The organism is Levilactobacillus yiduensis (genome assembly GCF_024718525.1).
Taxonomy (GTDB): Bacteria; Bacillota; Bacilli; order Lactobacillales; family Lactobacillaceae; genus Levilactobacillus; species Levilactobacillus yiduensis.
The window spans coordinates 17,207-29,199 of record NZ_JAMXAZ010000006.1 but is presented as its reverse complement, the minus strand read 5'-3'; the positions used below and the strand labels follow the sequence as shown (position 1 = coordinate 29,199).

7 protein-coding genes are annotated in these 11,993 nt (G+C 46.9%); 5 read left to right on the top strand and 2 right to left on the bottom strand.

All coding sequences use genetic code 11. The features are described 5' to 3' along the window. The first annotated feature begins 12 nt into the window (after window positions 1-12). The 5 genes from NGM66_RS04925 to NGM66_RS04905 all read left to right on the top strand — a co-directional run bounded on the left by NGM66_RS04925 (window position 13) and on the right by NGM66_RS04905 (window position 9,384). Window positions 13-1,248, top strand: coding sequence for a GW dipeptide domain-containing protein (locus tag NGM66_RS04925; RefSeq protein WP_208910014.1), 1,236 nt, complete (start codon window positions 13-15; stop codon window positions 1,246-1,248). A gap of 81 nt (window positions 1,249-1,329) precedes the next feature. Then, on the top strand, window positions 1,330-2,544 hold the full coding sequence (locus NGM66_RS04920; RefSeq protein ID WP_208910013.1) for a hypothetical protein: 1,215 nt from the start codon (window positions 1,330-1,332) through the stop codon (window positions 2,542-2,544). Between the two features lie 105 nt (window positions 2,545-2,649). Next, on the top strand, window positions 2,650-3,876 hold the full coding sequence (locus NGM66_RS04915; RefSeq protein ID WP_208910011.1) for a hypothetical protein: 1,227 nt from the start codon (window positions 2,650-2,652) through the stop codon (window positions 3,874-3,876). 506 nt (window positions 3,877-4,382) lie between these two features. Further along, window positions 4,383-4,985, top strand: coding sequence for a KxYKxGKxW signal peptide domain-containing protein (locus NGM66_RS04910; protein ID WP_208910009.1), 603 nt, complete (start codon window positions 4,383-4,385; stop codon window positions 4,983-4,985). Between the two features lie 532 nt (window positions 4,986-5,517). After that, window positions 5,518-9,384 carry a leucine-rich repeat protein gene (locus NGM66_RS04905; RefSeq protein WP_208910008.1) on the top strand — a complete coding sequence of 1,289 codons (3,867 nt, stop codon included), beginning with the start codon at window positions 5,518-5,520 and terminating at the stop codon, window positions 9,382-9,384. Window positions 9,385-9,645: 261 nt separating this feature from the next. On the opposite strand, the gene NGM66_RS04895 is transcribed toward NGM66_RS04905, so the two are convergent. Next, window positions 9,646-10,386 carry an amino acid ABC transporter ATP-binding protein gene (locus NGM66_RS04895; RefSeq protein ID WP_208909998.1) on the bottom strand — a complete coding sequence of 247 codons (741 nt, stop codon included), beginning with the start codon at window positions 10,384-10,386 and terminating at the stop codon, window positions 9,646-9,648. Then, on the bottom strand, window positions 10,379-11,857 hold the full coding sequence (locus NGM66_RS04890; protein ID WP_208909996.1) for an ABC transporter substrate-binding protein/permease: 1,479 nt from the start codon (window positions 11,855-11,857) through the stop codon (window positions 10,379-10,381). Before NGM66_RS04890 ends, NGM66_RS04895 begins: the two co-directional genes overlap by 8 nt. Window positions 11,858-11,993 lie beyond the last annotated feature (136 nt).

The following is an 11,993-nucleotide window of genomic DNA, read 5'->3' as shown; positions in this document are numbered from 1 at the left end:
AAGGGCATAGCAATGAAAAAACGAACAATTATAATTTTAGCGACGTTAGGTATCATTGTCGGGGGATGTGCTAATAGCACATCACAAAGAAATGAAGTATCTGCTAGCAGTTCGAGGGGTTCATCTGAAAACAAAAAATATTTAACAAAATCATCATCAGAGGTTAAGTTTCCAGTTGGAAAAATTGTTTCTCGGGAAAAAATGAATGTTGATGATGCCTATAAAGTGACGAATAAGAAGGCTATTTTTTATCGTAGTTTAAAAGAATTCGGTAAGAAATCGGGATTTTATTCGGATTATCAGACAGTTCATGGTTCTAATTTAACAATCGGTGCTACTGAAAAAATCGTTACTACGAAGGGAACCTATTATCATATGGGGACTTATATTTCCGGTGGCTTTGAAAATGATGTGACTCCAAAAACGGAGAGCAAAGCCTATGAAAATCAAGGATACATTCAGGCAAGTTATGTTACGCCATTTCAGCCAGTAACACGAATCTGGACGTATTCGCAACGCCGTCCTTATTATTTGGCTTATCCTTGCAATCATCGAATTTGGACGAAGCCCGCGTATACAGTTCACTATACGTATATCTCCCATACCTTTGATAGATTGTCACATCAGCAATTGTACGCAACAAAAGAGCTAATTAAGCACAATGGTTCTCACTATGTTTATTTGGAGGCCAAGAATCATAAGTTAGGCTGGGTTTACAAATCACCTAAAGTGTTGGTAAGAGGGAGGTTTGTTGATCCAGGTACAAAACTTCTTAAAAGAAAACAAGGAGAAACCAAGCTGACTCACGTTCAGTCATTGAAATCAACTAAGAACCGTGTTGGTGTCAATGATAGCTTGTCAATGCCGCAACGAGCTTATGTGATTGAGGGAAAAAATCATCAAGTTCGACGGGTTTTAGTCATGGGGATGGATAACCGGCCGACTAAGTTGAGCTTTAAAAAGGGGCGCGTTACCAAACTGATTAGTTATACTTATCGCCGAAAAGTTTGGCGAGTAGTCAAGAACCAAAAGAAATTACGTCATTCATATCTTGCTCATCACACCTATATTGATACGCCGGCTACTAAGACATCATTCTATAATCATAATAGCCGAAAATTATTTAAGAATAAGACAATTGGAGCAGATGGATCAGCAACAACGATTGTGTATCGTAATGGAAAGGTGAAATTTGCTACGCATCCGTACAAAGATATTATCACTTATCCGTACGCCAACTTTAAATAGTTTGGTAAATGAAAAGCAGTTGGGAAGGTTGAGAGGCGAAGAAAATAATCCTCGGAATTTCCTAAATCAAGGGGAAGAAAAATGAAGAATAAGGGTAATTATATTTTTGTATTGACGATGACTTTATTCGTTGCTGGATGTTCGAGTGAAAGTAAACCAACCGTAGCGAGTAGCTCCAGTGAAAAGCCAGTTCAGTCCGTTAAGACTAGTAGTGTGAAGAAAGTATTGCCGGTTGGAGATGTTATTTCCAGTAAATCTAATAATCCAAATATTGCCTATAAGATGGCAAATAAGCGGGTTAAAGTGTACCGCAGCTTAAAGGAGTTTGGAACCAAGGGAGGCGTATATGCTGATTATTTCAGCGTGAATGGAGGGACTTTGGGAGTTGATCGGGTTGTTACGACTACTAAAGGTGTTTATTATCACGTCGTTCAATATACTGTTAGTGAAGCTCATGGTTTTGAAGGGAAGCAAAAGCCAGATTCCTTGGGATACGTCGGTGGTCAGGATCTTCGGCCATTCAAAACGATTAGGTCCGAGTGGATGTATTCTCATAAGAAGCCATATTACGTTGCCGACCCGAATAGTCATCACATTTGGAACCGGCCAGCATATACGGAAGCGTATACTTACGTCACTCACGTCTTCGATCGGTTGACCACCCAGCAGTTGTATGCGACTAAGGAATTGATTACGCATAAGAATCTGCATTATGTGTACTTAGAGACCGCAAAGGGGCGAAAGTTAGGCTGGGTCTATAAGGCTCGGCATACGCTTATTGCGGGGAAATACCGTGATCCAGGAAAACAACTGCTGAAGTTGAAGAAGGGTGAACATCTTGTTACCAAGGTTCAAAGTAAGAAGTCAACGAAAAATCGGGTTGGTGTCAATGATAGCTTATCGTTACAACAGCGCGCTTATTTAGTTAAGAACCAGAAAAACCAGATTGTTAGAGCTCTGGTTATCAGTATGGATAATCGCCCTACCAAGATTTACTTCCGCAACGGACAAGCGGTTAAGGTAAAGACATATAAATATCGGCGCACACTCTGGAAATCGACAACCAATAAGAAAAAGTTACGGAGTAAGTATTTAGCACAGCATGTGGGTTCTTACTTAAGTGTTGCCGCAATTAGTACGCACTTTTACGCTAGCAAGAGTAAAAAATTGGTTAAAGTCTTGACTCTAGGAGCAGATGGCTATTCTTATGTTTTGATTTACCGTAAAGGGCAAGTGAAATTTGTGACTGGCGGTCAGAAAGATAATATTACGTATCCATATCATGAGTACGATTAGTTAACGAAATCAGACGGGACTGGTTATCGGCTCGAATTAGATTTTTGGGTTCGTTGCAGTCTCGTTTACATAAGGTTATAGATTTGGAGAAAGGGGGACGTAAAAATGAAAAAGAGGACAATTATAGTTTTAGCGATGCTGGGCATTGTTATTGGTGGATGTGCAAATGGTACATCTCAAGAAAATAAAGTGTCTGCTAGTAGTTCAAAAAGCTTATCGGAAAGTAAAAGATCAGTAACAAAATCATCATCAGAGGTTGAGTTACCGGTTGGAAATATTATTTCTACCAAACCCAGCAATCCTAACATTGCTTATAAGATGGCAAATAAGCGGGTTAAGTTCTATCGTAGTTTAAGGGAGTTTGGGACTAAAGGCGGTGTATATGCCGATTATATTAGTGAGAAGGGTGAAACTATTGGAATTGACAAGATCATCACAGCGACTAAGGGCGCTTATTATCATGTCGTTATGTATACAGTAAGTGAAGCTCACGGTTTTGAAGGGAAACAAAAACCGGATTCCTTGGGATACGTCGGTGGTCAGGATCTTCGGCCATTCAAAACGATTAAGTCCGAGTGGGCGTATGCCCATAAGAAGCCATATTATGTTGCTGACCCGAATAGTCATCGCATTTGGAACCGACCGGCGTATACGGAAGCATATACTTATGTCACTCACGTCTTCGATCGGTTGACCACCCAGCAATTGTATGCGACTAAGGAACTGATTACGCATAAGAATCTGCATTATGTGTACTTAGAGACCGCAAAGGGGCGAAAGTTAGGCTGGGTCTATAAGGCTCGGCATACGCTTATTGCGGGGAAATACCGTGATCCAGGAAAACAACTGCTGAAGTTAAAGAAGCATGAACATCTCGTCACCAAGATTCAGAGTAAGAAAGCAACGAAGAATCGTGTCGGTGTTAACGATAGTTTATCGCTACAACAACGCGCTTATCTGGTTAAGAACCAGAAAAATCAAATTGTTAGAGTACTGATTATCAGTATGGATAATCGCCCCACTAAAATTTATTTCCGCAATGGACGAGCGGTTAAGGTAAAGACCTATAAGTATCGGCGAACGCTCTGGAAATCAACAACCAATAAGAAAAAATTGCGAACAAAGTATCTCGTACAACATGAATATGATTACCTCACTGTTGATGCCACTCGAAGCCGCTTCTACTCAACTAAAAATAAGAAATTAGTTAGATTGGAAACGTTAGGCTTTGATGGTGGGGGGTACGTTGATGTCTATCGGAATGGTCATGTGAAGTTTTTTACGGATGTTGACGAGGATAGTATTACTTACTCGATTGATGATTATAAGTAGATAAACTTGTTGTCGATAGATAGTTGATTTCTTGATTGGGACGAGGGAGGGTGGCAGGATGCAGAAAAAAACAATCGTAGCATTGGTTCTACTGGTCCCTGTCGAGTTGTCATACGAAATAATATAATTTTGATGTGTTTCTAAACGAGCTCGTAACGATTATTGTTGCGGGCTTTTTATTTACCAATTTTTCGCATTAAAATCGATAACCCACATGTCAAATTAATTAAGCAGCAATCTTTTTAACTGAATTGACATTATTTAAAACTATTAGTTGACGAGTGCAATTCTTGGGGATAAAATATTAATAATTTCATTGTATAAATGGCATAACTCGTTAGATAAACGGCTAAATGACGGGGATTGAAATACAATTTGGTGTCACAAATTAAAATTAGTCGCGTTATTTGACTTGTGCATTAAAAAGACTAGGGCAGTAGACAAATTGAAAAATTTGTTTAGATGTTTAGGGAGTGGCATCCCTTCCTTAAAAGGGGTAAGGACTAATGCAGACGAAGAAACATTATAAAATGTACAAGGATGGGAAGCACTGGGTTATTGCAGCGGTAACGGTTGCTGCCATGGGATTAGGAGCCATGGTTAGTCAAGGCACGGTCGTTCATGCGGATACGACAACGGTGCCAACTACCGATGAAACACCAACGACTGGGTCGGCAACAACTGAGAAGACTGTCGCCTTGAAAAACGCGGGCGATAACGGGAAACAAGCCACGCCGCAGTCAGACGAACAAACCACATCAGATACGGCAAACGAGGAGACGTCAAGTACGCCTGACGATACTGAGGGGTCAGGGACCACAGAACCGACTCATGTGTCTGATTCGCCGGTAGTAAGCGACACAGCAGGATCAGGTACTACGAAATCACCATCGATCGTGGCGACGGATACTGCACATGATACTGATGGGACTGCTCAGGACGATGCTGATTCGGCAAACAATGCTTTGAACAAGGATACAACGTCAGATTCAACGACTGAGACCAATGTTGATGAAAGCCCAACAGCTAATGGCCCACACACGAATGTTGATGAGGCGTCTACTGAGCAAGACGTAGAAAAAACCTCACCAATTTATTTGATGAGGTAATCATATCGTGTTGTAGCCGCCAATCATAGACGGTCAGTTATTAGGTGCCTACGTTGAAACTATCAGCTTGTGATAAGTGTGCAATGGATTTCTATGAAGGGATAATATATTTTGAGTTGATTGAAAATGGTGAGTTTAAATGGTTTACGACTATGATTACACCTAAAAATATGCTATAGTAACGGCATATAACAAGGTGAAAAGTAGACATAGTGTTTAAAATAATTGTGAAATTCGGTCCAGAAAGTAGCCCTAACATCAATTTGCATTATGGGTAAGGACAGGTAATCAGTGACTGTGCCGACAAAATAAGCATCCGTTAATTTGTTGATGACTAGAACCGCATTAGTGAGAAATGATTGTTGAATTGGTAAGGATTGCGCGCTAACTCGGTGTCACAAATAGCAGTTAGTTGCACCGACCAGTTGAGCCACTAAAATACAAGTTGAGGCAGTAATAACCCAATCATTTAGTTGATGAGCACTAGGCTTTGGGGGACAAAGAACTCCAATTGTGAGAGGGGTAAGCAGCGATGCAAATGAAGCAGCATTACAAAATGTACAAGGATGGCAAGCACTGGGTTTTCGCGGCGATTACGGTTGCTGTGATGGGGCTTGGCGCGATGACTGATCAGGAGATTGCTCATGCGGATACCACAGCGGGTACAAGCAGCAGTCAAGTGGGGACAACGACAAACGCAAGTGCAACGGCCAAGAGCGTGGCATTGACGACGAGTGAAAATGTTACCACGAATGCACAATCGGTGGCGGCAGCTGGAAATTCAACTGCGAGTGGGTCTTCCGTTACGGCTGGCGACATGAACGCGGACGGTGCGGCTGAAACGGCAACTAGTCACGCCGCGGAGACTGATGCCGATACGGAAGGTTCTGTGAGTTCAGCGCCAACGAACAGCTCAGCCGCGTCAGAAGAGACATCTTCCAGTCAGCCTGAAGAGCCAACATCCTCAGCGCCAGCGGACGACGACGCAACGACCAATGCGCCGACCGTCAATGCAGAAAGTGACGCACCAGCTAGCCAAGCATCAGCATCATTAGCTGATGACCAAGCCCAATCGGCCGTAGACGCAACATCACTTGGCTCTCAGTCTGGTACAGGGGCCAGCACTGACAAGACAACGACGCCGACCAGTGGGGCACCAGTGATGGCCATGGCGGCATCCTTTACCTCAATGGCAGCGACGTTGCCAGCAACGGACCAGAGTGACTTTACCTTCACGAATAACGCTGATGGGACGGTGACCTTAGCCGGCCTATCCGGGGAAGTGTTGCCGAGCACCGTGGTGATTCCGACAACGATGACTGATGCCAACGGTGTGAGCCATAACGTGACGGCAATTGGTGAGGGTGCGTTCTTTAACCAACCGAGTTTGACGCAGAATATGGCAACGTTGGTTATTGGAAACGGTATCACGTCAATTGGGGCGTACGCGTTTGGCTATCTGAATAATATTCAGGTTGTCGATCTTAGTGAGAACCATACGCTGACTAATATTGGCGAAGGCGCTTTTGTGAGCACGGGGATTTACGACCTGAGTTTACCGGAAACCGTCCAAACGATTGGGCCGAGTGCCTTTGAGTTTAATGAAAATTTGTCGAGCGTCAACTTCAGTCAAGCTACCCAACTGCAGTCGATTGGGGATTTGGCCTTTGCTGGGGATCCTAATTTAACGCTCTTAAACATCCCCACCTTAACGACGATGGGGACCGCCGCCTTTGCGGGTGACACGGGCTTAGTGTCAGTCACTCTGGGGGATGGTGTCCAACAAATTGGCGATTATGCCTTTTCAACTTACCAAGCCGGGGATAACATCTTTAATGCGGATACGTCATTAGCCGTTCTGAACTTGGGTAACGGTCTGCAAACGATCGGTAATTATGCTTTTACCTATGATGGCGGTATCACGGAGGTTGACTTCCCCGCTAGTTTGCGGAGCATCGGTGATTTTGCCTTTGGGGCCATGACGACGAAAGATGCGGATGGCAATACCAACGGCGGCTTGACCCTGGTGACGTTTGCCCCGGACAGTCAGCTGCAAACGATTGGCAATTCGGCCTTTATTTATGATACTCAATTGGATAACGTGACCTTACCCGCTAGCTTGGTAAGTATCGGCAGTCAGGCTTTTCTGGCGAACTCGTCATTGAGTAGCATCAATTTACCTGCTAGCTTAGTCACGGTTGGGGCCAACGCCTTCACGTATGACGCGGCGCTCCTTACCGTTGATACTAGTGAAGCGGCGGCGCTGACGACCATTGAGACTGGCGCGTTTGAATATGCGGGGCTCACCGGGACATTGCAGCTGCCCGCAACGTTAACGACCATTGGAGATTTAGCTTTTGCGGGGAATCATTTAGAAAAGATACAGTTAAACACAAACTTGGCGACGATTGGCAATAATGCCTTTGCCTACAACGCGCTGGCTGGTGACCTTGACTTAACAGGGACGGCTATCACGACAATTGGTGAAGAAGCCTTCTTCGGCAACCAGCTGACGAGTGTTCAGGTGCCCACGAGCACGGCGGTGGGGACTGATGCCTTTAGCTACAACCGAATCAATGCGCTAACGGTTGGCGCGGGTAACGCTAGTTTGGCGCTCAACCAGACAGTCACGGTCTTCACTAGCAGAAATCAACTCAAAACGATCGATGATTTATTTACAACTCAGATTGGGGCGGCAACCAATGCTGACCTGAAACTGACTGGTTTGACCAATGGCGTCACTGAAAACAATGGCCAGTTTACGATTCCTGATGGCGTGAACACGTTTACGTTTAACTGGACCCTGACTGACAGTACGGGCCTGACGTATAGTGGCCAGTACCAGGTTGTGTTAAATGACCCTAAGATTCAAGTGGCCAATTCAACGGTTTGGTACGGTGATAGCTGGTCTCCTAGCGATAACATTGTTTCTGCAACGATGACGGACGGTACGGCGATTCCTGAAAGCGAGTGGGACAACTTTACCGTGACGATTACCGATATGGACGGCCAGCCGGTCACTGACGAGGATGGGCGGACAGTCACGGCTGATACCATGACCCAGACGCCAGGAACCTACCAAGTCACCTATAGTTACGAAGGTGAATCAGCGACGGCCATTATCACGGTGCAAAAGCGCCAAGCCAATTTCCAACTGACAGGAAGTGCGACGGTCACCTACAATGGACAGACACCCGTGCTTGACGGAACGGGGTATACCGTGACGTTTAGTAACGGCTTTGTCTACACGTTAAAGGCGGGGGACTTGGAAATAATTCCGAATGTTAGCTCGGGTAGTACCAGCGACGCGGGAGAGTATGCGGTCGTGATCGATGATGCTACAATTGAACGGACACTAGCGGAAACACCAGCTGGTAATTTGTTCGATTGGAGCTCGCTGGGCTCGACGGCGACTCTGACGATTGTGCCAGCGGAATTGACCGTCACGGTACCCAACACCCAAAAGGCGGCCGGTACAACGGATCCCGCGTTCGCCTTAACGACGACGATGGCTAATCAGGTCGTCACTGACTCAGGACTAACGATTACCCGACAACTCGGTGAAACGGCTGGCACGTATCAGTATGTGGTCAATAGACAAGGGTTGAACCCGAATTATCAGGTCAGCACGATAACGTTGCCCACTGGATTAACGATCAATCCGGTCGCCGCAACGTTGATTGCCAGTGATTACACCATGACTGTCGGCGGTGCGACACCAACGGTTGTTAATTTTAAGGCGGTTGCCACTGATACAAATGCGTTGCCAGTTTCTGCCAGTGAGATCACCCTGAACCTGGGGACGGCAGACCTGACCCAGGCCGGCGATTATCCGGTGACGTTGACTTATGATGGGGTCACACAAACAGTCACCTTACACGTGGTGGCACCAACGACCGGTGGCGGTGGGTCAACCACTGATCCAAGTACGCCGGATGTGACTGACCCAACTGAGCCAAGCACACCTGATCCAACAGATCCGACTGACCCAGTTGACCCGACTGATCCGGCCCCAGACGTTGACCACGTCACGAATGACAAAGGTGTTAAGAAGGGCGCTGGCGCCACGATTGACATTCAGGCCAAGCGTAGCGCACAGGGCATCCTAAAGCGCCGGACTGGCGGTATTGGCGCTGTCATTCAGCCAGATTCACCTGCAGGCAAACCAGCGACAGCTACGACAACCTTAAAACGAGGCGGTGATGGCGCGATGATTCAAGCGGCGAAGGTAGCCAAGGTATCCGGTCGCCGCTCAGATGCGGTTAAGGCGTCCCTGACGGATGAACATGCCACGAACTTGCCACAGACCAACGAAACGCCTACAACTTGGTGGACGGTCTTGGGCATCTTGTTTGGTGGGTTAGGCATAGCTGGTTTGCGGAAGCGTCGTCATCAATAAAAGCGGTGAACTGCCGCGTATCAGCAATAGTCATTAAACGTTGCCATTCCAGTGAGGTTCTTGCTAGCTTCGTGGGGGTGACGTAACCAGATTCTCTGGCTAACGCAGGCGATGGGTGTGGACTAAGTTAATGGCCACAATCCCCGTCAGCTAGGTGTTAGCAGGGGTTCTTGCACCGACGACTTTTAGGATTAAACCCAAAAATGGTCTCACTATCATCATCGATGACAGTGAGACCATTTTGTTGTGATGGGTAGTTCATTACATTAAAATCTTTGACAGAAAGTCTTTGGCCCGGTCCGTTTGGGGATTGCTGAAGAACTCATCCGGGGTGTTGTTTTCCTGGATGTAACCGTCGGCCATGAACCAGACGCGGTCGGCGACGGACTTGGCAAAGCCCATTTCGTGGGTGACCACGACCATGGTCATGCCTTGTTTGGCAAGTTCTTGCATAACGTTTAAGACTTCACCGACCATTTCAGGGTCCAAGGCTGACGTGGGTTCGTCGAACAGCATGACCTTGGGATCCATCGCCAGGGCCCGCGCAATGGCGACCCGTTGTGCTTGGCCACCGGAGAGACTGGCTGGGAAGGCGTCGGCGTGGTCGTCCAAGTTGACTTGCTTCAAGAGCTCGTGAGCCTGCTTGGTTGCCGTGGCGTCATCGACGTGCTTGACCTTCATCGGGGCCAGTTTGATGTTTTCCAGCACCGTCATGTTCGGGAAGAGGTTGAAGCCTTGAAAGACCATCCCCATTTGTTCCCGCAGTTCGTTGACGCGCTTGTCATCCAAGGTAGTCAGGTTCTCGCCGGCAAAGTCGACTTCACCACTGGATGGGTGTTCCAAGAGGTTCAGGCAGCGGAGGAAGGTGGACTTCCCACCACCAGAAGGGCCAATGACGACGATGACTTGCCCAGGATCGACTTGTTCCGTGATATCTTTTAACACTTGGTTGTCGCCGAAATGCTTGGCGAGATTTTTAACCTCAATAATGGGTTTAGTCATGTTGCATTCTCCTTTCGAAGTAGTTCAGTAGACGAGACGCCGTGAAGGTCAAGACGAAGTAAATGACCATGATGACGGCGATTGGGGCAACTCCCCGGTAGGTGTCAGACCGCACAATGTTGCTTTGGAAGATCAGTTCGGAGACCCCAATGATGGAGACGATGGAACTGTCCTTGATCAGTGTAATGAATTCGTTTCCGAGTGATGGCCAGATATTCTTCAAGGCTTGTGGTAAGACTACGTAACGCATGGTAGCGCCACTGGACATCCCTAAGGAACGAGCGGCTTCGGTTTGGCCGTCGTCCACGGAGTTGATCCCACCCCGAATGTATTCGGCGATGTAGGCACCGGAGTTCAGGGAGATGGCGATAATCCCAGATGTCAGGGCTGGTAGGTTAACGATGAGACCTAAGCCAAAGTAAACGAACATAACTTGGACCATCATTGGCGTGCCCCGAATAAATTCAACGTAGGCCGTGGCTAACCACCGCAGGGCAGTCTTGAAGACGCCACCGCGAGCCATCCGGGCAAGGGATAAGAGGACCCCTAAGATGAACCCGAAGAAGACGGAGCAGACCGTGATGATCAGGGTGTATTCAACCCCGGTCAGGAAGGCTTTCCAGTAATGGAGCATGCTGGTGTTAACGGTGTTGGTCTTTAAATATTTCCCAGCAGCGGGCAGGTAGTCCTTGTTGACCAAGTCTTGCTTCTTGATCTGGTCGACGGACTTGTTGGCGGCCTTGACCAAAGATGTAGACCCCTTGGCAAAGGCGGCGGAAGCGCTGGTGTCAGAAGCACTTAAATCAAAGTTACTAGGGATGGCAGCTAATTCCTTGTTGTTAGCCACGTAGGCTTGCGCGGATGGCTTTTCCATAGCGACCCCTTGGATCTTGTGGCTTTGCAGCGCTAAGATCAGGTCGGACACGGAGGTCATGCCTTTCACGGTCGTGCCGCTGGTTTGTTTCTTAGATTCATTGTACATGGTTGACCCGGTCTGTGCACCGATGGTCTTGCCCACGAAAGAATCCTTGTCCTTATAGATGCCCTTGTCACTCTTGTTGATGACAATACTGTAGCCACCTTGGTAGTAGGTGTGGGTGAAGTCGACGTTCTTCCGCCGTGCGGGCGTCGGGTTCATCCCGGAGATGACCATGTCGACCTTGCCTGTTTGCAGGGCGACTAATAAGGAATCAAAGGACATGGACTTGACCTCAAGCTTGACGCCCAAGTCCTTGGCAATCTTTTCCCCAACGGCAACGTCCATGCCGACGATCTTGGTCTTGCCGTGGACCGTGGCTTGGAATTCGTAAGGTGGGTAATCGGGCGAGGTCCCCATGACCAGCGTCCCCTTCTTTTGGACCTTGGCAAGTGAGTTGTCGCTGGCGGCATTGGCCGTCGTGGTGGTCATGGTGGCAACACCCGTGACCAACGTCAACATCAGAGCAAGGAATAATACCAATCTCTTTTTCATATAAAAGCTCCTCAATATTTTTGTTGTTGCCCTTGATTATAGCTGGTTTCGTTTATTTATACAAGATTTATTTTGAAAAATCAGTTTTTATACATAAATTATTCGAATATTCAGTAGTAATTGCCCGATCTAAAGC